General features: G+C 71.4%; 21 protein-coding genes, 1 pseudogene and 1 riboswitch. Of the genes and pseudogenes, 6 read left to right on the top strand and 16 right to left on the bottom strand.

Annotated features, from left to right (window positions below; all coding sequences use genetic code 11):
* Positions 1–148: 148 nt before the first annotated feature.
* Positions 149–772: an rRNA methyltransferase gene (locus GEV10_05095; GenBank protein MQA77845.1), complete on the bottom strand. Its 624-nt coding sequence runs from the start codon at positions 770–772 to the stop codon at positions 149–151.
* A gap of 38 nt (positions 773–810) precedes the next feature.
* Here GEV10_05095 and GEV10_05090 point away from each other — a divergent pair, with 38 nt between their 5' ends.
* A complete protein-coding gene (locus tag GEV10_05090) occupies positions 811–1,452 on the top strand; it encodes a copper chaperone PCu(A)C (GenBank protein MQA77844.1) in 642 nt (213 codons plus the stop codon).
* A gap of 3 nt (positions 1,453–1,455) precedes the next feature.
* On the opposite strand, the gene GEV10_05085 is transcribed toward GEV10_05090, so the two are convergent.
* Both GEV10_05085 and GEV10_05080 read right to left on the bottom strand, forming a co-directional pair.
* A complete protein-coding gene (locus GEV10_05085) occupies positions 1,456–2,136 on the bottom strand; it encodes a response regulator (protein MQA77843.1) in 681 nt (226 codons plus the stop codon).
* Positions 2,133–3,368 carry a two-component sensor histidine kinase gene (locus GEV10_05080; GenBank protein MQA77842.1) on the bottom strand — a complete coding sequence of 412 codons (1,236 nt, stop codon included), beginning with the start codon at positions 3,366–3,368 and terminating at the stop codon, positions 2,133–2,135. Before GEV10_05080 ends, GEV10_05085 begins: the two co-directional genes overlap by 4 nt.
* Positions 3,369–3,478: 110 nt before the next feature.
* On the opposite strand from GEV10_05080, the gene phoU reads away from it, so the two are divergent.
* Complete coding sequence (gene phoU / locus GEV10_05075) at positions 3,479–4,135, top strand: phosphate signaling complex protein PhoU (GenBank protein MQA77841.1); 657 nt, start codon at positions 3,479–3,481, stop codon at positions 4,133–4,135.
* 27 nt (positions 4,136–4,162) lie between these two features.
* Here phoU and GEV10_05070 read toward each other — a convergent pair.
* Positions 4,163–4,974 (bottom strand): annotated as a pseudogene (locus GEV10_05070) (serine hydrolase).
* A gap of 109 nt (positions 4,975–5,083) precedes the next feature.
* Between GEV10_05070 and GEV10_05065 the strand changes: the two are divergent.
* The 3 genes from GEV10_05065 (at position 5,084) to GEV10_05055 (ending at position 7,331) form a co-directional block, all read left to right on the top strand.
* Entirely contained in the window at positions 5,084–6,169 is a 1,086-nt protein-coding gene (locus GEV10_05065; protein MQA77840.1) for a LacI family DNA-binding transcriptional regulator, read from the top strand.
* Positions 6,166–6,396 (top strand): hypothetical protein, encoded by a 231-nt coding sequence (locus GEV10_05060; GenBank protein MQA77839.1) that lies wholly within the window; start codon positions 6,166–6,168, stop codon positions 6,394–6,396. Before GEV10_05065 ends, GEV10_05060 begins: the two co-directional genes overlap by 4 nt.
* A 104-nt stretch (positions 6,397–6,500) precedes the next feature.
* Positions 6,501–7,331 carry a hypothetical protein gene (locus tag GEV10_05055; protein MQA77838.1) on the top strand — a complete coding sequence of 277 codons (831 nt, stop codon included), beginning with the start codon at positions 6,501–6,503 and terminating at the stop codon, positions 7,329–7,331.
* A gap of 45 nt (positions 7,332–7,376) precedes the next feature.
* On the opposite strand, the gene GEV10_05050 is transcribed toward GEV10_05055, so the two are convergent.
* The 10 genes from GEV10_05050 to GEV10_05005 all read right to left on the bottom strand — a co-directional run bounded on the left by GEV10_05050 (position 7,377) and on the right by GEV10_05005 (position 17,990).
* Positions 7,377–8,210: a phosphate ABC transporter ATP-binding protein gene (locus tag GEV10_05050; GenBank protein MQA77837.1), complete on the bottom strand. Its 834-nt coding sequence runs from the start codon at positions 8,208–8,210 to the stop codon at positions 7,377–7,379.
* 73 nt (positions 8,211–8,283) lie between these two features.
* Positions 8,284–9,198 carry a phosphate ABC transporter permease PstA gene (gene pstA / locus GEV10_05045; protein MQA77836.1) on the bottom strand — a complete coding sequence of 305 codons (915 nt, stop codon included), beginning with the start codon at positions 9,196–9,198 and terminating at the stop codon, positions 8,284–8,286.
* Positions 9,199–9,214: 16 nt separating this feature from the next.
* On the bottom strand, positions 9,215–10,195 hold the full coding sequence (gene pstC / locus GEV10_05040) for a phosphate ABC transporter permease subunit PstC (GenBank protein ID MQA77835.1): 981 nt from the start codon (positions 10,193–10,195) through the stop codon (positions 9,215–9,217).
* A gap of 97 nt (positions 10,196–10,292) precedes the next feature.
* Positions 10,293–11,390, bottom strand: coding sequence for a phosphate ABC transporter substrate-binding protein PstS (gene pstS / locus GEV10_05035; GenBank protein ID MQA77834.1), 1,098 nt, complete (start codon positions 11,388–11,390; stop codon positions 10,293–10,295).
* A gap of 160 nt (positions 11,391–11,550) precedes the next feature.
* Positions 11,551–12,897 (bottom strand): aminotransferase class V-fold PLP-dependent enzyme, encoded by a 1,347-nt coding sequence (locus GEV10_05030; GenBank protein MQA77833.1) that lies wholly within the window; start codon positions 12,895–12,897, stop codon positions 11,551–11,553.
* Between the two features lie 126 nt (positions 12,898–13,023).
* Positions 13,024–13,136, bottom strand: a riboswitch (SAM riboswitch).
* A 43-nt stretch (positions 13,137–13,179) separates the two neighbouring features.
* Positions 13,180–13,920 carry a phosphoglyceromutase gene (locus GEV10_05025; protein ID MQA77832.1) on the bottom strand — a complete coding sequence of 247 codons (741 nt, stop codon included), beginning with the start codon at positions 13,918–13,920 and terminating at the stop codon, positions 13,180–13,182.
* 27 nt (positions 13,921–13,947) lie between these two features.
* Positions 13,948–14,442: a YbjN domain-containing protein gene (locus GEV10_05020; protein ID MQA77831.1), complete on the bottom strand. Its 495-nt coding sequence runs from the start codon at positions 14,440–14,442 to the stop codon at positions 13,948–13,950.
* Between the two features lie 103 nt (positions 14,443–14,545).
* Entirely contained in the window at positions 14,546–15,811 is a 1,266-nt protein-coding gene (mshA, locus tag GEV10_05015) for a D-inositol-3-phosphate glycosyltransferase (protein MQA77830.1), read from the bottom strand.
* 127 nt (positions 15,812–15,938) lie between these two features.
* Positions 15,939–16,673, bottom strand: a complete 735-nt coding sequence (locus tag GEV10_05010; GenBank protein ID MQA77829.1) for an alanyl-tRNA editing protein — start codon at positions 16,671–16,673, stop codon at positions 15,939–15,941.
* 390 nt (positions 16,674–17,063) lie between these two features.
* On the bottom strand, positions 17,064–17,990 hold the full coding sequence (locus GEV10_05005) for a zinc-binding dehydrogenase (protein MQA77828.1): 927 nt from the start codon (positions 17,988–17,990) through the stop codon (positions 17,064–17,066).
* An 82-nt stretch (positions 17,991–18,072) separates the two neighbouring features.
* On the opposite strand from GEV10_05005, the gene GEV10_05000 reads away from it, so the two are divergent.
* Positions 18,073–18,564: a MarR family transcriptional regulator gene (locus GEV10_05000; GenBank protein ID MQA77827.1), complete on the top strand. Its 492-nt coding sequence runs from the start codon at positions 18,073–18,075 to the stop codon at positions 18,562–18,564.
* A gap of 8 nt (positions 18,565–18,572) precedes the next feature.
* Here the strand turns inward: GEV10_05000 and GEV10_04995 are convergent, their stop codons facing one another.
* Together GEV10_04995 and GEV10_04990 are read right to left on the bottom strand one after the other, a co-directional pair.
* Positions 18,573–19,094 carry an O-acetyl-ADP-ribose deacetylase gene (locus GEV10_04995; GenBank protein ID MQA77826.1) on the bottom strand — a complete coding sequence of 174 codons (522 nt, stop codon included), beginning with the start codon at positions 19,092–19,094 and terminating at the stop codon, positions 18,573–18,575.
* Positions 19,091–20,260 carry a sugar diacid utilization regulator gene (locus GEV10_04990; protein MQA77825.1) on the bottom strand — a complete coding sequence of 390 codons (1,170 nt, stop codon included), beginning with the start codon at positions 20,258–20,260 and terminating at the stop codon, positions 19,091–19,093. The genes GEV10_04995 and GEV10_04990 overlap by 4 nt, the downstream gene beginning before the upstream one ends.
* Positions 20,261–20,326: the final 66 nt, after the last annotated feature.

Here is a 20,326-nt window from a genome sequence, read left to right as displayed (position 1 = left end):
CTGCCCGAAACCGCCCCGCAGACCCCCGAGCCGGGGTCAAGGGGGCTCGGCAGAGAACCCGGCAGCCGTTCGGGAACCACCGCGAGCGTCCGAAGGCCGGGTCATCCCGGGAATGGCTCATTGATCAGCGCATCCCTAGCGGGTACACCTAGCCGCCGGCGGCGTGCTGCCTGATCCAGGCGTGCATCGCGATGGCGGCCGCCGCGCCCGCGTTGATCGACCTCGTCGAGCCGTACTGCGCGATCGACAGCACGGCCTCGCACGCCGCTCGCACCGGCTCGGACAGCCCGGGTCCCTCCTGCCCGAACACGAGGACGCACGCTCGCGGCAGTGGGTAGGTCTCCAGCGGCACCGCGCCCGGCAGGTTGTCGACGCCGATGAGCGACAGGCGGGCGTCCGCCGCCCACGTGACGAGGGCCTCGACGGTCTCGTGGTGCCTGACGTGCTGGTACCTGTCGGTGACCATCGCGCCGCGCCGGTTCCACCGGCGGCGACCGACGATGTGCACGGCCTCGGCGAGGAACGCGTTCGCCGTACGGACGACGGAGCCGATGTTGAAGTCGTGCGACCAGTTCTCGACCGCCACGTGGAACGGATGCCGGCGCGTGTCGAGGTCGGCGACGATGGCCTCGTTGGTCCAGTAGCGGTACCGGTCGACGACGTTGCGCCGGTCACCCTCGGCGAGCAGCCGCCTGTCGTACCGCGGATCGTCCGGCCAGGGCGACGGGTGCGGTCCCACACCGATCTCCTCCACCAGAGCACTATGGACCATCGCGTGGCCGCCGATCGGGCGCCCGGTACGCTCTCGGCGTGAGCCGAAGCGCAGCCCTGCGGATAGCCCTCGTCGCGTCGGTGGCCGCGGTGGCCGTCACCGGATGCGGCGCCGGGTTCGAGCCCTACACCTCTCCGTCGATGAAGCCCCGTGACGCGGTGAACCACCCCGCCGTCGGCGGCACGTCGCCGATCGCCATCAGGCACGCGTACGTGCTCGGCCCCGCACCGGACGAGCCGGCCTACCCCAAGGACGGGAACGCCGCCGTCTACCTCACGCTCGTCAACCAGTCCTCGCGCGCCGACCGGCTGATCGACGCCTCGTCGCCGGCCGCCGACGACACGGTGATCGCGTCGGGCTCCGGCGGGTCGACTCTCGACCTCCCGCCAACCGACCCGACGGTCACCGGCGGCGACGCTGTGCAGGTCGGGCAGCCGCCGTACTCGTCCAACACGATCACGCTCACGAAGCTCGACGAGGAGACCGACAACGGCGCCGTCGTGTCGGTGACGCTGACCTTCCAGCGCGCAGGCGACATCACGCTCGACCTGCCCGTCAACCCACGGACCGCCTACCGGTCGAGCCTGTCGCCCGCGCCGGCGTCCGGCGCATCGGAGACACCGGCGCCCGGCGAGGAGTCACCGACTCCGGGCGAGGAGACGTCGCCGACCGGCGAGTGACCCTCAGGGCTCGAACTTGTAGCCCAGCCCTCGCACGGTGACGATGTAGCGCGGGTTGCCCGGGTCGGGCTCGACCTTCGAGCGCAGCCGCTTCACGTGCACGTCGAGCGTCTTGGTGTCGCCGACGTAGTCGCTGCCCCAGATCCGGTCGATGAGCTGCGCCCGGGTGAGGACGCGTCCCGCGTTGCGCAGCAGCAGCTCGAGCAGCTCGAACTCCTTCAGCGGCAGCTGCACGTGCCCGCCGCCGACGGTCACCAGGTGCCGGTCGACGTCCATCCGGACCGGCCCCGACTCCAGCGTCGGCGGCACGAGCTCCTCGGGTTCCGCGCGCCTGCGCAGCACCGCCCGGACACGGGCGACGAGCTCGCGTGCCGAGTACGGCTTGGTGACGTAGTCGTCAGCACCGAGCTCCAGCCCGACGACCTTGTCGACCTCGCTGTCCTTCGCGGTGATCATGATGATCGGCACCGACGACCGCTTGCGGATCTCGCGGCACACCTCGGTGCCCGACACGCCGGGCAACATCAGGTCGAGCAGCACCAGGTCGGCGCCGGAGCGCTCGAACTCCGCCAGCGCACCGGTGCCGGTGTCCGCGGCGAGTACCTCGTAGCCCTCCTTCTTCAGCAGGTAGGTCAGAGCCTCGCTGTACGACTCCTCGTCCTCGACCACGAGGATCCGTGTCATCGCGCAACCTCTCCGTTCAGTTCTGCAATGCGACCGCGTCCATCGCTCGCAGACGTGGTCGGCGTCGTTGCCGTCTGGACGTATTCGGTGGACTCGACCAACCGCGGCGCCTCGAGGTGCCTGGGCAGCCGGAGGGTGAACGTCGAGCCGAGCCGTTCGCGGCTCCAGACCCGTACCTCACCCCCGTGGTTGGACATCACGTGCTTGACGATCGCCAGGCCGAGGCCCGTCCCGCCGGTCGCTCTCGACCGCGCCGGGTCGACCCGGTAGAAGCGCTCGAAGATCCGCTTCTGGTCGGCCGCGGGGATGCCGATGCCCTGGTCGCTCACCGACACCTCGACGTGGCTGCCGTCGCGCCGGCCGCGCACGCTGACCCGCGTGCCCTCGGGGCTGTACGCGATCGCGTTGTCGATGATGTTGCGCAGGGCGACGGTGAGCAGCTCGTCGTCGCCGACCACCCGCAGGTCGTCGACCCCGAAGACGGTGACGTCGATGTTCTTGGCGGTCGCGTGCAGCCCGCACCTGTCGATGGCCTCGGTGACGACCGCGGACACCTCGAGCGGCACCGGCTGGGCCAGCGACGTCCCGCCCTGCAGCCGCGACAGCAGGACGATCTCCTGAACCATCTGGCTGAGCCGCTGCGACTCGGTGCGCATGCGCGCCGCGAAGTGGTGCACGGCCTCGGGGTCGTCGGCGGCGGCGTCGACCGTGTCGGCGAGCAGGGCGAGCGCCCCCACCGGGGTCTTGAGCTCGTGGCTGACGTTGGCGACGAAGTCGCGCCGGACGTCCTCGACCCGGCGCACCTCGGTGAGGTCCTCGGCGAGCACGAGAACCGTGCCCGCGGAGCCGGTGCCGCCGATCGGTGCGACGTGGACGTTGAACAGCTGTCCGGACAGCTCGATCTCCTCTGACCTGATCGCGCCGTCGCGGCGGACGAGGCGGGCGAGCGCGAGCAGGCCGGGCACGCGGACGCGGTCCTGCTCGACGAGGCCGCGTGCCCGCGCGGCCGCACTCGAGCGGAGCACGTGGTCCTCGGCGTCGAGGACCACCGCCGACCACGGCAGGACGGAGAGGACGGACGCGACGCCGGGCGGCACCTGGGGCCCCTCGTCGACGTCGTCGCCGGGACGCCCGTGCTGGAGCCGCTCGCTCACGCGGACGGCGAGCACGGCGCCCACCCCGACGAGCAGACCCAGGGCAGCACCCAATCCGAGCGCGAGTTCCGCGTCCACCACTCGATCGTACGGCCACGACCTGGGGTTTCGGCGACCCGCCCGCGGGTTCACCCGCCGTTCACGGCGGCGTCGTCATCGGTTCCCTCGCCGCTGAGACGCTGACCAGCATGCGCGACGCCTATCACGAGTCGTTGGAATCGCTGCGCGCCGACCTCGTCCAGATGACCGGACTGGTCCGCGTAGCGATGGACAACGCCACCACCGCACTGCTCGAGGTCGACGGCGCGCTGGCCGAACAGGTCATCGAGGGTGACAACCGGGTCGACCAGATCCAGCTGCTGGTCGAGGAGGCGTCGTACGAGCTGCTCGCGCGGCAGCAGCCGGTCGCGAGCGACCTGCGGGTGATCGTCACGGCCGTCCGGCTGAGCGCCGATCTCGAGCGGATGGGCGACCTCGCCGTCCACGTCGCCGAGGTCAACCGCCGCCGCTACCCGGACGGCGCGATCCCGCCGCTGGTGCGCGACACGGTCCAGCAGATGGCGGTCGCCGCCTCCCGGATGACGTCCTACCTCGAGCAGGTCATCAGCGAGAACGACATCGCGGTCGCCCTACAGCTGGAGACCGCGGACGACGAGATGGACGCCCTGCTGCGGCAGATCTTCGTCGCCCTGCTCTCGCCGCAGTGGTCGTACGGCATCGAGGGCGCCGTCGACGTCACCCTGATCGGCCGCTACCTCGAGCGGTACGCCGACCACGCGGTCTCGGCCGCCCGCCGGGTGGTCTACCTGGTGACCGGCACCTGGCCCGCCCGCGCGGTGGGCTAGAGCCTCCTAGAGCCGCTCCGACCCGCGTCAGCCGCGGTCGCGCCACGAGGCCGCGGCCACCTCGGCGACCAGCGCGCACGCATCGTCGTTCGTGAGCTCGCTGGTCGTGCAGACCACGAGGACGTACGGCGCGGGTCGTCCGGGGTCACGAGGGCGGCGTCGTGCCTGATCCCCGTCACCCAGCCGTTCTTGTGCGCGACCTTCGTGCCGGCCGGCAGCCCGGCGGGGACGTCGGGGTTGAACTCGTTCTCCGCCAGCAGCTCCCTGATCGCCGCGCAGGCCGCGGGCGACGCCACCCGGTCGAGCGCGACGGCGCCGAGCACCGCGGCGAGGTCGGCGGCGGTGACGAGGTTGCGGATCTCCTCGCCGTTCGCCGCGGTGTCCTCGAGCAGCCGCGCCACCGTGCTCGCCGTCGCCCCGCAGACCTGCCAGGCCTCGGCGACGGCGTCGAAGCCGATGCGCTCCAGGACCAGGTTGGTCGCCAGGTTGCCGGAACGCACGATCATCCGCCGCAGCAGCCAGCCAACGGGGACCGGCCTCCCGACCTGGTCCCACGCCTCCTTGTCGCCGTCTTCGTCGCGCTCCATCGTGAAGCGTCCCGTGCCGACACGGGACGGGAAGTCGGCGTGCACCAGGAGCCGCTCGTCGAGGTCGAGCACACCCCGGTCGGCGAGCCGGTGGGCGGCCAGCAGCACCGCCAGCTTCATCGTGCTCGCGGCGTAGTGGGTCTCGCCGGCCTGCCGGGCGTACGCGGGCGGTCCGCCGACCGGCCCGCACCAGACGGACACCCGGCCGGGCACGGCGGCGAGCCTCGGTTCGAGGTCCTCCAGAACGGTCACGACGGAGAGCCTAACGCCCGGATCTCCGGTTGACGGCTCCCGCCGACGGGGTTACTGTATCGATAAAGACTTGATCGATACAGACGACTGGGAGTCGGGAGGAGGGGTCATGGCACGGGTCACCCTGCAGACGATCGCCGACGAGCTCGGCGTCTCCCGCACGACGGTGTCCAACGCCTACAGCCGACCCGACCAGCTGGCGCCCGCGCTGCGCGAGCGGATCCTCGGCGCGGCCGAGCGGTTCGGCTACGCGGGCCCCGACGCCGCGGCGCGCACGCTGCGCAGGGGCAAGGCGGGCACGGTCGGGCTGCTCTTCACCGAGACCCTCGGCTACATCCTGTCCGACCCGTTCGCGCTCGCGTTCCTGCACGGCATCGCGGAGCAGGCGGAAGAGCACGGCAGCGGTCTGCTGCTCACCTCCCTGCTCCAGAGGTCTGGCGTCGACACCGCCGCGGGCGCGATCGTCGACGGCTTCTGCGTGTACTGCGTGGCCGACGACGACGCCGCGCTGCAGGCGATCCGGCGCCGGCGGCTCCCCGTGGTGCAGTCGCGGATCGTGAACGACCCCTTGGCCGCCTACGCCGCGATCGACGACTACGCCGCGGCCGTCGACGCGACGGACCACCTGGTCGGGCTGGGCCACCGACAGCTCGGCGTGATCGCCGACTGCTCGCTGCCGGACGGCCACGTCGGCCCGATCGACGAGACGATCCTCGAGACCTACACCGACAGCGACGCGCGAAGCCGCCTCCAGGGGTACTTCGCCGCCGCCCGCAAGGCCGGGCTGAGCCCGGACAGCGTGCAGTTCGTCCGCGTGCAGGGCAACACCGTCGAGGCGGGCAACGCGGCGATGCGGACGCTGCTCGACCTGACTCCACGCCCCACCGGCGTGCTCGGGATGACCGACCTGCTCGCCCTCGGCGCGCTGTCGGCGCTCGGCGAGTGCGACCTGCGCGCGGGTGACGACGTGTCCGTCGTCGGCTTCGACGACATCCCGCAGGCGGCCGCCGCCGGACTCACCACCATCAGGCAGGACGGCCGGCGTAAGGGCCGCGAGGCCGGCCGGCTGCTGCTCGAATGGCCGTCCGATCCCGCCGACCGCCAGGTCGTGATCCCCGTCGAGCTCGTCACGCGCGGCTCGAGCGGCCCGCCCCCGACCACCGATCGACCCCACCGAGAGGAGCGACCCTCATGATGCCCGTCGGCTTCGTCCTTGCGATCGACAAGACCCGCAGCGACGCCCAGTCCGCGCTCCCGAACGCCCCGGTCGTGACCGACGACCGGCCGCGCGAGCGCACCACCGCCCCGGCGAGGCGCTGGCGCACGTCCCTGGCGGGCGCGCTGCGCACGCTCGCCGCCCGGGCCGACGCCGCCGCCGAGCGGGTGGAACCCGTCTACCCGCCCAGCTGCGCCAGGTCCTGACGGCACCGTCATGACGACGAGAAACCAGTGCACGGCGAGCGAGCCTTCGCTCGTCGTGCACTGCGTCCCGTACCACGACGGCCTCGCCGACCTGGCCAGGGCGCGTGGACCCCGGGCCCTGCTCGGCGACGGTGTGCTCGTGCGCGACCTCGGCGCGCGCGGCTGGCGTACGACCGTGCGGGAGATGCCGGCACCCCGAGCCCGGCCTCCCCGAGGCGGACCGCGTGTTCACGGGCGTCCGTCGGCTCGCCGAGTCGGTCGCCGACACCGTGGCCGCCGGGGCGTTCCCACTGGTCCTCGCCGGCGACTGCAACTCCTGCCTGGGCACGGTCGCCGGTACCGGCATCCACCCGGTCGGGGTCGTCTGGTGCGACGCCCATCCCGACTTCGACACCGTCGACGACAGCGACTCGGGCTCGCTCGACAGCATGGGCCTGCGGCTGCTCACCGGCTCGGGCTGGCGCGCGCTCCGCGAGTCGATCCCCGGGCTACGCCCGGTGGACGAGCGCGACGTCGTGCTCGCCGCGGTGCGCGACATCACGCCCGTCCAGCAACGGGCACTGGACGCCTCGCACGTCACCCTGCTGCGCGGCGGCGACTTCTCCGACGCCGACCTGACCGCCTCCCTCACGAACCTGCGGGCGCGCACGGGCGACGCCTACCTGCACATCGACCTCGACAGCCTCGACACCCGCGTCGGTATCGCGAACGCCTACGCCGCGCCCGGCGGGCTCGGCCTCGAGCGGCTCCGCCGGCTGGTCGCCGAGGTCTTCGCCCGGTTCCGCGTAGTGGCCGCGGCACTGACCGCCTACGACCCGGCGTACGACGCCGAGGGCGCGATCGCGAGAGCCGGCCGCACGCTTGCCGCCGACATCGCCGACCACGCACTGGCCACAACACGTGAACGGCACCCTCACCGTCCCCCGGCACGGTGAGGGTGCCCCTCACGGGTGCGCTCCCAGAGGTTCGCAGTGGCGGAGTCAGCCGACGCGGCCGGTGATGTAGTCCTCGGTCGCCTTCTGCGACGGGGTCTGGAACATCGTCTTGGTGTCGTCGACCTCGATGAGGGTGCCCGGCATGCCGGGGCCCGGGACGGAGAAGAACGCGGTCACGTCGCTCACCCGCGAGGCCTGCTGCATGTTGTGGGTGACGATGATGATCGTGTACTGCTCCTTCAGCTCGGCGATCAGGTCCTCGATCGCCAGCGTCGAGATCGGGTCGAGCGCGGAGCAGGGCTCGTCCATCAGGACGACCTCGGGCTCCACCGCGATCGCCCGCGCGATGCAGAGCCGCTGCTGCTGCCCGCCGGACAGCGCCGATCCTGGCTTCTGCAGGCGGTCCTTGACCTCGTCCCAGAGGTTCGTCCGGCGCAGGGCCCGCTCCACGACCTCGTCGTAACCGCCCTTGCGCCTGCCGTTGCGGCCGACGAGCCTCAGCCCTGCGACGACGTTGTCGTAGATCGACATCGTCGGGAACGGGTTGGCCTTCTGGAACACCATGCCGACGGCACGGCGTACCGAGGTCGCGTCGACGCCGGGGCCGTACACGTCGACGCCGTCGATGGTGATCGTGCCCTCGATGCGCGCGCCGGGGATCTCTTCGTGCATCCGGTTGATCGCCCGCAGCACGGTCGACTTGCCGCAGCCCGACGGACCGATGAACGCGTGCACCGACTGCGGCTCGACGGTCAGGGTGACGTCGGTGACCGCGGCGCGCGAGCCGTAGTACGCCGTTAGGCCGTTGATCTCGACGCGGGTGCCGCCGGGCGTGCGTCGTGCCGGCGTCGAGCCGTTCGAGTCCTCGTGCGGGCTCACGATCTGGTCAGGCGTGGTGCTCACGGCCGCACCTCCGGGCTCGTCGTCTTCGTCATCTCGTCAGGAGTACGCATCAGTGCTGGTGTACCTTCGGGGCCTTCCATCGAGCGAGCAGCCGGGCGGCGACGTTCAGCAGGATGACGCCGACCATGAGCGTCAGTGCTCCGGCCCACGCCCTGGTGACGGCGGCGTCGGACGGCCGGATCGCCTGGTCGAAGACGTACTGGGCGAGGCCGATCTGGGGACCGTGGAACGGGTCGACGTTGATCGAGTCCGTGAAGAACACCGTGAGCAGCAATGGCGCCGTCTCGCCGGTCACCCGCGCCACCGCGAGCATCAGGCCCGTCACCAGACCGGCCGCCGCGGTCGGCACCACCACCCGACAGATGACGAGCCAGCGGGGCACGCCGAGGGCGAGAGCCGCCTCCCTCAGATCGTCGGGGACGAGCCGGAACATCTCCTCCGACGAGCGGACGACGACCGGCAGCATCAGCAGCGCCAGCGCGATCGCGCCCGCGAACCCGGAGAACCCGCGGCCGAGCGCGAGCACCCAGAACGCGAGGACGAACAGGCCGGCGACGATCGACGGGATGCCCGTCATGACGTCGACGACGAAGCTGACCGTGCGCGCGAGCTGGCTGTTCCTGCCGTACTCGACGAGGTAGATCGCGACGAGGACGCCGAGCGGAACGGACATCAGGCTCGCCAGGCCGACCTGCTGGGCCGTGCCGACGATCGCGTGGTACGCCCCGCCGCCGATGTCCTGCGCCCCGAGCCCCCGCATCGAGTAGGTGAGGAAGTCCAGGTCGAGGCGGTCCATGCCCTTGCTGACGACCGCCCAGAGCACCGCGACCAGCGGCGCGAGCGCGACGAAGACCGCGGTGTAGATCGCGATCGTCGCGCCCCTGTCGCGGACCCTGCGACCGAGCGACGGACGGATCGTGACCGGGCTGATCCGCGGCCGTAGATCCGTGTCGGCGGCGGTCATCGGTCCACGCGCCCGTTCATCGGTCGGCCTTCTTCTTCTTGGACGTGATCTGCAGCACCCGGGCGAGACCGTTCACCGCGAACGTGATGACGAAGAGCACCAGACCCGAGGCGATCAGCGCGCCCCGGCCGACGGTTCCGGCCTCGCCGAAGGAGTTGGCGATGTTGGCGGCGAACGTCGCACCGCCGGGCTCCAGGATCTGCAGGCTCACGACGTAGCTGGACGAGAGCACCAGCGCGACGGCGATCGTCTCGCCGAGAGCCCGGCCGAGTCCGAGCATCGAGGCCGACACGATGCCGCGCTTGGCGTTGGGCAGGACGGCCATCTTGATGGTCTCCCACCGCGTCGCGCCGAGCGCCTGCGCCGCCTCGATCTGCGTCTTCGGTACGCGGCTCAGCACCTCGCGCGACAGCGCAGCGATCGTCGGCAGGATCATCACGGCGAGGACGATGCCGGCCACGAACAGCGAGCGGCCCACGATGTCGGCTCGGAACAGCGGGATCCAGCCCAGCACCGTGGAGATGAAGTTCTGGACCGGGTTGAGCGCCGGGACGAGGAACTGGACGCCCCACAGGCCGAACACGACGCTGGGTACGGCGGACAGCAGGTCGACGGCGTAGCCGAGCATGCGTCCGACCGTCCCGGTGGCGTAGCGCGTCGTGAACAGGGCCACGGCGATCGCGATCGGTGTGGCGATGGCGAGCGCCACGACACTGGACACGATCGTCCCCCAGGTGAGCGCCGCGACGCCGAAGACGCTGGGCGTCGAGTCGGGGAACCAGGTCGTCTCGGTGAAGAAGTTCGCCGTGTCGGCGCGCAGCGCGGGGATCGCCTGGGCGATGAGGAACGCCGTGATCGCCGCCATGATGACCAGCACGAAGACGCCGGACAGGCGCACCAGCATGCGGAACGCCCGGTCTCCGGAGAGCCGGGCGCCACCGCCGCCCCGCTGTGCGGCGGCGGAGGTCTGGTCACGGAAGAGCACGGACGCCGCCATTACGTCGCCTCCCTACCGAGGTATGTCGCGGTCGCCCGACCGCTCCACCGTGGTGGCACCACGGTGGAGCGGTACGGACGTCGTGCGAGCAGGGTCATCAGGCGATGGCTTTGACGGCCTGGCGAACCTTGCCCGCGACCTCGTCGGGCAGGGGGGCGTAGCCGAGGTCGGACAGGGAGTCCTGACCCTTCTGGCTGGAGGCGTAGGTCAGGAAGCCCTTCACCAGGTCGACCTGGTCGGCCGGCAGGCCCTTCTCGCAGGTGATCTCGTACGTCACCAGGACGATCGGGTAGGCCTCCGCCGCCTTGGTGTTGTAGTCGATCTCGAGCGCGAGGTCGTTGCCGCTGCCGACGACCTTCGCCGAGGCGACCGTCGCGGCTGCCGACTCACCGGTGAGCTCGACGAACTCGCCCGCGGCGTTCTTGACCTTGGCCTGCGACAGCTCCGAGTTCTCGGCGTACGAGAGCTCGACGTAGCTGATCGCGCCCTCGGTGTCCTTCAGCGAGCTCGCGATGCCCTCGGAGCCCTTCGAGCCCTGACCGCCGGGTGCCTTCCAGACCTTGTCGTTCTCGAAGGTCCAGTCCTTCGACGCCGCGGACGACAGGTACTTGGTGAAGTTGTCCGTGGTGCCGGAGCTGTCGCTGCGGTGGAACGTCTGGATCGGCGTCGCCGGCAGCGTGGCGTCCGGGTTGTCCTTCTTGATCGCCGGGTCGTTCCACTTCTTCACCTTGTTGGCGAAGATCTTGGCGAGCGTCTCCGGCGACAGCTGGAGGTTGTCGACACCCTCGAGCTTGTAGACGACGGAGATCGGCCCGACGACCATCGGCAGGTTGATGGGCGTGTTGCCCTCGCACCGCTCGGTCGCCTTCGGCGTCTCGTCCTCCTTGAGCGCCGAGTCCGAACCCGCGAACCCGGTGTTGCCCTGGATGAACTGCTCGACGCCCGCGCCAGAACCGTTCGACTGGTAGTTGATGGTCGCGCCGGAGCACGACGCCTGGTAGGCCTTGACCCATTCGGTCATGGCGTTGGCCTGTGCAGAGGAGCCCGATGCGTTCAGGCTTCCTTCGGCGCAGTCGGCCGCACTCGCGGACGGGGCCTGGTCGCTGCCGCCGCCTGCTTCTGGGTCTCTGCCGCATGCCGTAAGGGCAAGCACCCCCGCGAGTACCAGGGCGCCGCCGGCGGCGTACTTGTTCAGTCTTTTCGATGTCCTCACGCTGCCTGACGCTAAGAAGCGCCGGTGACACGCCGACCCAGTGAGGGTGAACGAACGGTTAACGACGAGGGAATGCTGGCATCGTGCGGGTGGCGTGCCGAAATGCGGGAACAACCGTCACGTAGGGCGATCCCCGCATCACTCACAGTATGTACGGCAGGGTGGGTAGCGGTCGCGGGTCGGGCGTCGGCGCCCACTTGCCGTCGCGGACGGCGTAGTCCCATCGCGGTCCCCGCGCCGTGATCTCGCGCAGCGCGTCGACGAGCCGGTCGACGTGCTCGGCCGTGGTCGCGAGGCCGAGGCTGGCCCGCAGGGCGCTCGTGCCGGCGCCGTCGCCGGCACGGCGGAGGAGCCGCCTGGTCAGCAGGTGCGCGCAGAACAGGCCGTCGCGGACGCCGATGCCGTACTCGGCGGACAGCACCGCGGCGAGCCAGCCGGCGTCGACCCCGTCGACGGCGAACGCGATCGTGCCGACCCTCGGGTGCTCGTCGCCGAACAGCGAGAGCACGTGGACGCCCGGCAGGCGCGCCAGCCCGTCGCGCAGCCGCGCCGCCAGCTCGTCCTCGCGAAGGCTCGACGCGTGCCGGCCCGCCGCGGTCAGTGCTGACTGCCTGCGGCGGTCTTGCGACAGCGTCGTACACGCCACCGCCAGCGCGTACGCCCCGACGACGTTCGGCGACCCCGCCTCCTGCCGCTCCGGCAGGTCCTGCCAGCGCACCGACCCCGACTCGACGGACCGCGACGCACCGCCGCCCGCGAGGTACGGCTCGGCGGCCTCCAGCCAGTCGGCACGGCCGACGAGCGCGCCGGCGCCGTACGGCGCGTACAGCTTGTGGCCGGAGAACGCGACGTAGTCGACGCCGAGCGCCGCGACGTCGACGTCGCGGTGCGGCAGCAACTGCGCGGCGTCGAGGAGGACACGCGCGCCGTACCTGCGCGCCACCCGCACGATCTCCGCGACCGGCCACAGCTCGCCGGTGACGTTCGACGCGCCGGTGACGCAGACGAGCGCGCCGGTGGGCAGCGAGCCGAGCGCGAGACCGACCTTCGCGACCGCGTCGGCGGGACTGCTCGGCGCGATGAGCTGGGTGAGCGGGTGGTTCCGCCACGGCAGCAGGTCGGCATGGTGCTCGGTCTCGAACGCGACGACATGCGTGCCGGCGGGCAGGCAGCGCGAGAGCAGGTTGACGGCGTCGGTCGTGTTCCTCGTGAAGACGACCGCGTCGTCGGCACGGCCGCCGACGAACCTCCGCACCACCTCGCGGCTCTGCTCGTACACCCGGGTCGAGACCTGCGAGGCGAAGCCGGCACCGCGGTGCACGCTCGCGTACCAGGGCAGGAACGCGTCGACCGCGTCGCGGACCGCCTGCAGCGCGGGCGCGCTCGCCGCGTGGTCGAGGTTGGCGTACGGCACCCGGCCGCCGGTCACCAGCGGGACGGGCAGGTCGCCGCCGACGACCACGGGCTCGGTGCGGGCGGACGGCACCAGGGCGAGTCCGGCGCGGTGAGAGGTCGGCGCCTCGGTGGGGGCGACGTAGGACGAGTCGAGCAGGGCGGTCACGGTGTACCTCCGGGTCAGGGACCCCTTGGTGCCGTGCCTGTGCCGCGCCGGTGGGATCCGCGCTTGTCCGGCACTGGTGTGCCGGGCCAGGTCCTCACCCGGGGCACCCCACCGCGGAGGAGGGTTGCCGGCCAGCAAGCCGGGGCTTGACGCTGGCGCTCATGACCTAAGCCGGAACGATACACGAGCTCCGGTCGCCGGTGCGACCCGCTACTTGGTGCCCTGCGCCGCGACCGCGGCGATCGCCTCCTCGGCGGCGTCGGGGTCGAGGTACTCCTTGACCTTCGCCCGCATGTCGTCGTCGAGCTCGTAGACGAGCGGGATGCCGGTGGGGATGTTCAGCGCGACGACGTCGTCCTCGCTCATGTCGTCGAGGTGCTTCACCAGCGCGCGCAGCGAGTTGCCGTGCGCCGCGACCATGACCGTGTGGCCGGCCTGCAGGTCGGGGACGATGGCGTCGTACCAGTACGGCAGCATGCGCACGAGCACGTCCGCGAGGCACTCGGTGCGTGGCACCGCCTCCGACGGCAGCGCGGCGTACCTCGGGTCGCCGACCTGCGAGAGCTCGTCGTCGGCGGGCAGCGGCGGCGGCGGGGTGTCGTACGAGCGGCGCCAGGTCATGAACTGGTCGTCGCCGAACTCCTCGCGCGTCTGCGCCTTGCTCTTGCCCTGGAGCGCGCCGTAGTGCCGCTCGTTGAGCCGCCAGCTGCGGCGTACCGGGATCCACAGCCGGTCGCAGCTGTCGAGTGCGATGTTGGCGGTGCGGATCGCGCGCTGCAGCACCGAGGTGTGCACGACGTCCGGCAACGTGTCGTTGCCGGCGAGCAGGTCACCGGCGCGCTGCGCCTCCTCCTCGCCCGTGGACGACAGGTCGACGTCGACCCATCCGGTGAACAGACCTTCGGCGTTCCAGACGCTCTCGCCGTGCCGAACCAGTATCAACGTCGCCATGCCGCGAGCTTATCGAGGTGGTTCCGGCTACGGCTCCTCGGTGAGGTGCCTGAACGCCTGCAGGTTAGCGAGGCTCTCGCCGCGGTCGACCCGCCATGCCCACTCCCGCCGGATCGCCGAGGCGAAGCCGAGCTCGAGCAGCCGGTTGAACAGGTCGTCGGCGTATTCGAGGACGCAGCCGAGCACCCGGTCGACCTCGTCGGCGGTGACCGTGCCGGTGGGCACGTGCCCGGCGAGGTAGACGTCGCCGAGTGCGTCGAGCGCGAAGTGCACGCCGTACGCCCGCCGGTTGCGCTCGAGCAGCAGCCGGTAGAACGCCTCGTGGTTCTCGTCGGGCGCGCGGACGACGAACGCGTTCACCGACACGCTGTGCTCTCCGACGACGAGCGAGCAGGTGGTCTTGAGCTTGCGCACACCCGGCATCGTCACGACGAACGCGTGCGGCTCGGACTCCTCCCACTCGAGCTCCGCACCGGACAGTGCGTCGCGGATCACCGCGGACGCCGCGGCTCGAGTGGTCATGAGCCGTCCTCCGAAGCGAGCATCGCAGCGATCCGAAGCGCACGCCTCGACCACCCGCTCAGCGAGCGAGGAGCGGCGTGGAGGAGGGCGGCGGGAAGCCCAGTCATGCCGACAAGCGTTGCATCCCCTCGCGGAAGCTGGTCAGCGCCTCCCCGTACGCATCGACGAGCGATGCCACCGTCGTGTCCCAGGAGAAGGTCGCCGCGTGCCGCAACGCGCCGGCGGCCAGCCGGTCGCGGCGCGGCGGCTCGTCGACGATCCTCGCCACGGCCGCGGCGTACGCGGCGGGATCGTGACCGTCGACGAGGACGCCGGAGACACCGTCGGCGACGGCGGTGCGCAGGCCACCGACCCGCGCCGCGACCACCGGCGTGCCACATGCCTGCGACTCGACGGCGACGAGCCCGAACGACTCGCTGTACGACGGCACCAACGTCACCGTCGCCGCGCGGTACCAGTCGGGCAGCGCGTGCGGCGCCACCGGCGGGACGAAACGCACGAGGTCGGCGATGCCGAGGGAGTCGGCCAGCCGCACCAGCGAGTCGACCTGGTCGGCGCGCGCACCGCTGAGCCCGCCCACGATCGCCACGACGAGACGTGAGCGCAACCCCGGCCTGAGGGCGACGAGTCGCGCGGCCGCGCCGAGCAGGACGTCGGGCGCCTTCAGCGCCTGGATGCGCCCGGCGAAGAGGAGCACCACCGCATCGTCACGCAGCCCCAGCCGCCGGCGCGCGTCACCGCGCGAACCCGGCCGGAACACCTCGAGGTCCGTGCCCGGGTGGACGACGGACGTGCGGCCGGGATCGGCGCCGTACAGGCTCACCAGATGGTCGGCCTCGTCGCGAGTGTTGGCCACCAGCCGGTCGGCCGCCTCGACCACCTGCGCCTCGCCGATCACCCTGGACTCGGGCTCCGGTTGGTCACCCTCGGCGAGCGAGAGGTTCTTGACCTTGGCCATGGTGTGCATGGTGTGGACCAGCGGGACACCCCAGCGTTCCTTCGCCACCCAGCCGACCTGCCCGGACAGCCAGTAGTGCGAGTGCACGAGGTCGTAGTGACCGGGTCGCTGCCGCGCCTCGGCGCGCAGCACGCCGACGGTGAACGCGCACAGCTGGGCCGGCATGTTCTCCTTGGCCAGTCCTTCGTACGGACCCGCGAGCACGTGCCGCACGAGGACACCAGGCGCCAACTCGACCACCGGCGACAGCTCGCTCGACGTCGTCCGGGTGAAGATCTCGACCTCGACGCCCGCCGCCGCCAGCCGCTTGGCGACCTCGACGACGTAGACGTTCATGCCGCCGGCGTCGCCGGTGCCGGGAGGGTCGAGCGGTGAGGTGTGCACGGTCAGCATCGCCACCCGTCGTGGCATACGGAGGTCTGACGGCACCGGGTTTCACCTCGCCAGAGAGACGGAATTGGCCTGAAGGCACAACCACGTCCACGCGATGCCGCATTCCCTCTGGTCGCGCCGTGCCTACGCACCGCAGCTGAACCTGTCAGTCGACGATGCGGATGCGGCAGCGGCGGAAGCCCTTGCCCTTGTTCTCGACCTTCGCCAGCTCGATGCGGCCGATCTGCTTCGTCGACGCCACGTGCGTGCCGCCGTCGGCCTGGGTGTCGAGGCCGACGATGTCGATGATCCGCACCTCGGTGAGGTCGGGCGGCAGCAGGTTCGTCGCCGTACGGATGATGTCGGGGATCCGGAACGCGTCGTCGTACGGCAGCACCTTGGTGTCGATGCGGCGGTCGGCGCTCACCTCGGTGTTGCACGCCTCGACGATGTGGTCGCGGAACCCGTCGGGCAGCTCGGGAAGGTTGAAGTCCATGCGCGCGACTCCGGGCTCCATGTTGCCGCCCGTGACGAGGGCGCCGTAGTCGCGGAAGACCACGCCGCACAGCACGTGCAGGCCGGAGTGGGTGCGCATCAGCAGGCTGCGTCGCTCATCGGCGACGGCCCCGCGGACGGCCGTGCCCACCGGCGGCACGGGATCGTCCTCGTGCGGGACGAGGAACAGGTCGTCACCCTTGCGGACACCGACGATCCTCGTCTCGACCCCGCCCCAGAGCAGGACGCCCTCGTCCGGCGGCTGTCCGCCGCCACCGGGATAGAACGCGGAACGGTCGAGCACGACGCCCTCGTCGGAGACGTCGAGGACGGTCGCCTCCCACTCCCTGACGTCGGCGTCGAACACCTCGAGCCGGTGCGTGCGGCCCATGTGATCGGTCGTCATGAGCCGCCCTCCGCAGTGAGCATCGCAGCGGTTCGAAGCGGAGGCCGGCACCACGCGCCTACCGAGCGAGGAGCGGAGCGGAGGAGGGCGGCGGGATACACGGTCATGTGGCGACGATAGGGCCTTGCGCCCGACGTGCCGACCCCCCAGACTCGGGCGTGGCGGAAGCGCTGGAACGACGCTCACCAGGCGTCGGCCCCTCGAGGCAGCCATGAGCCTGCCCTCAGCTCGCCGCCTGCTGGTTGACGGGGTCGCTGCTTGGCGCGTCGTTCCGACGGGGATCGGGGTCGCGCCCTCCGCCGCGCCGCTCGTCAGGGTGCGGGCGCGACCCGCTGTCGCGGGGTTCTCGGCCACCGCTGCTCGTGACGACCGCCACCGATAACCGTGCCTTCACGCAGGTCTGATCCGAAGGACGCGCTTACCCCTGGTGTGGCGCTCGGCGAGATCGCGGTACGCCTGCCGGACCTCGTCCAGCGCGTACGTCTCCGCGATCGTGATGACGAACTCGCCACGCGCCGCCATCGCGGCGAGGTGACCCCACACCTCCGGCGTCGACGCGTCCACCTGGGCACGGGACCGCACGCCGTGCCGCCTCGCGGCCCCGGGGTCGGCGATCGTGTTGATCCGCACGGGACGAACACCCAGGCCGATCGCGACGTCGACGTTGCCGTCACCGACGTTGTCGAGGTACGCGTCGATACCTTCCGGCGCCGCCGCGGCGAGCCGATCGGCGAGGCCGGGTCCGTACTCGACGGGCTCGACGCCGAGATCGCGGAGGAACGCGACGTTGCCCCTGCCTGCCGTCCCGATGACACGCGCACCGCGCAGGCGTGCCAGCTGCGCCGCGATCACGCCGACACCGCCCGCGGCCGCGGACACGACGACGGTCTCGCCCCGCTGCGGTTGGACCGCCTCGACGGCAGCCCATGCGGTGGAGCCGACCCCTGCGATGCAGGCCGCCCGTTCCCACGTGAGCCCTGCCGGCTTGGCGACCAGCGCGCCGGCGCCGACGACGACGACCTCCGCCTGCGCCGCACGCGGCGCGAACCCGATGACCTCGTCACCCTGGGCGAAACCGGTCACGTCGCCACCGACCTCGGCGACGATGCCGGCGAAGTCGTTGCCCTGCCCTTCGGGGAAGTCGGCCGGCCACACGTCGTCGAACGCGCCCTCCCTGAGGGCGATCTCGCCAGGGTTGAGCGCGACCGTGACGACGTCGACGAGGACCTCATCGGGACCGACCTTCGGGCGATCGACGTCCACGACCTCGAGGACCTCCGGTCCGCCGTACCGCCGGAACCGCACCGCTCTCGGCATCGCGCCACACCTCCGAAGTAGTTGCTCGTGCAAATAAATCTAGGCCGAGGTAGTTGCGCTGTCAAACAGGTAGACTGGAGTCATGCCCGATCCCCGCACCGTGGAACCGCTGACGGCGGACGAGGAGGCGGCGTGGCGCGCGCTCGCCCGCGCGGTGCTGGTCATCCCTCGCGTGCTCGATGCCGAGCTGCTCGAGGCCGAGGGCCTGAGCCTCGCCGAGTACACGGTGCTCATGAACCTCTCCGAGCAGCCGGACCGGTCACTGCGGATGAGCGACCTGGCGAACGTCGCCTCCCTCAGCGTCAGCGGCCTCACCCGCCTCGTCGACCGGCTCGACCGGCAGGAATTGGTCCGACGGACGAGATGTGAGACCGACGGGCGGGGCCAGTTCGCCGTCCTCACGCCCCGGGGCCTCGCACGACTGCGGAAGGCGTACCGGACCCACCTCGCCGGCGTCCGCGAGCACATCATGAGCCATCTCGGCAACCTCGACCTCGCCGCGTTCGCCAGCGCCGTCGCCGACATCGCGGACGAGCGAATCGGCCCGCCCGTACGCCGCGCCGGAGCCCGCTGACCCGGTCGCTACGCCGCCGCGGCGGCGAACGCGTCGTACGCCGGCTGGTCGAACAGCACGAAGCGCACCTCGTCGACCTTGGACCCGGTCGCGCGCACCGTGTCGACCGCGATCCGCGCAGCCTCGTCCAACGGGTACCGGTACAGGCCGCACGAGATGGCGGGGAACGCGATGCTGCGCACGGCGATCTCGTCGGCCAGCCGCAGCGACTCGCGGTAGCACGACGCGAGCAGCTCCGACCGGTCCTCACCCTCGGCGTACACGGGCCCGACCGTGTGGATCACCCATTGCGCCGGCAGGTCGCCCGCCGACGTCGCGACGGCCTCGCCGACCGGCAGACCGTCGGGATACGTGCTGCGCCGGAGGTCCTGGCACTCCCGCAGGATCAGTGACCCGCCCTTGCTGTGGATGGCACCGTCGACGCCACCTCCGCCCAGCAGCGAGGAGTTGGCCGCGTTGACGATCGCGTCGACCCGCTCCTGCGTGATGTCGCCCCGTACGAGGGTCAGGTCCATTGACGCCCCCTTCATCGTCGGCTGTCACCCGGCCCGCCGAGGTCGGCGGCGAGACAGGCCAAGTAGAGCGTGAGACTCGCCCGCCGTCCCCGTAGGGCCGTCCCCGTGAGCCTCTCGATCTTGTCCAATCGATACACGAGCGTATTGCGGTGGACATGGAGATCGGCGGCCGCCCGGACGAGATTAAGGCCACTCTCGCACCAGGCCACGACGGTCTCGCGCAGCACCGGCCAGTCCGGCTGGGACGTGAGCGAACCCGCGACGAGACCGGCGAACCGCGTGCGGGTGCGATGCCCGACGGCGCCGAGCACCTGGTGGAGCCTGAGGTCGGCGATCGCGTGCACCCGGCCGTCGGGCTCGACGCGCCGGCCGAGGCGCAGGGCGTCGGACGCATCCTGGTACGAGTCGTGCAGCTCCTGCACCGTCTCCGCCGGCGCCCCGACGCCGATCCGGAGGCGCAGCCGGTGCCGGCGGCCCACCACGTCGGCGAGGCGCTCGCAGCTCCCGGAAAGCGCGCCCTCGTCGGCCGCCGCACGGTGCAGGACCGCGAACCTGCCGGGTGCGAGGGTGGCCGTGACGTCCTGCGGGTCGCCGAACGTCTCGCGCACCGTACGCAGCAGCTCGGACCGCAACGCCTCGACGTCGGTCGACCCGTGACGCGTCCCCGCGGTCACCTCGACGACCACGCAGCTGCGCGACAGCCGCAGGTCGTAGCCGAGTTCTCCGGCGCGGAACACGAGGAGCTCGGGCTCCACGAGCTCGGCGTCGAACGCGGCGATGTCGCGTACCAGCTGCTCGACCGCGTGCTCGCGCAGTAGCCGGGACCGCAGCGTCGCCGACTCCTGCAGTAGGATCTCGGTCTGTCGCCTCACCACGAGACCGAACCGGCGGACGCGTTGCGGCGCACCGGTGATGCCGACCGTGCCCACGGCAACGCCGTCGATCACCAGCGGCAGCGTGACGCCCTGCCGCACGCCGCGCAGCTCATGGGCCTGCGCGGAGGTGTGCCACACGGGCTCGTGCGTGCGCATGACGTCGACCGACGCCTCGTGGAACGTGCCCACCCGGCGCTGGTCGCCGCTGCCGATCACGAGGCCCTCGTCGTCGGTGATCAGCACGTTGAAGCCGATGACCGCGGTGGTGTCGCTCGCGATCTCCTGGGCCAGCGCCGACGAGAGCATGACAGCACCTCCGATGATTGGACGAAGCGTACAACTGGAAGGGCGAATCCCTCCCAGTTCTCTCGC

It is taken from the genome of Streptosporangiales bacterium (assembly GCA_009379955.1).
Classification (GTDB): domain Bacteria; phylum Actinomycetota; class Actinomycetes; order Streptosporangiales; family WHST01; genus WHST01.
The sequence above is the reverse complement of the archived record's forward strand: the minus strand, read 5'-3'. Positions and strand labels throughout refer to the sequence as shown.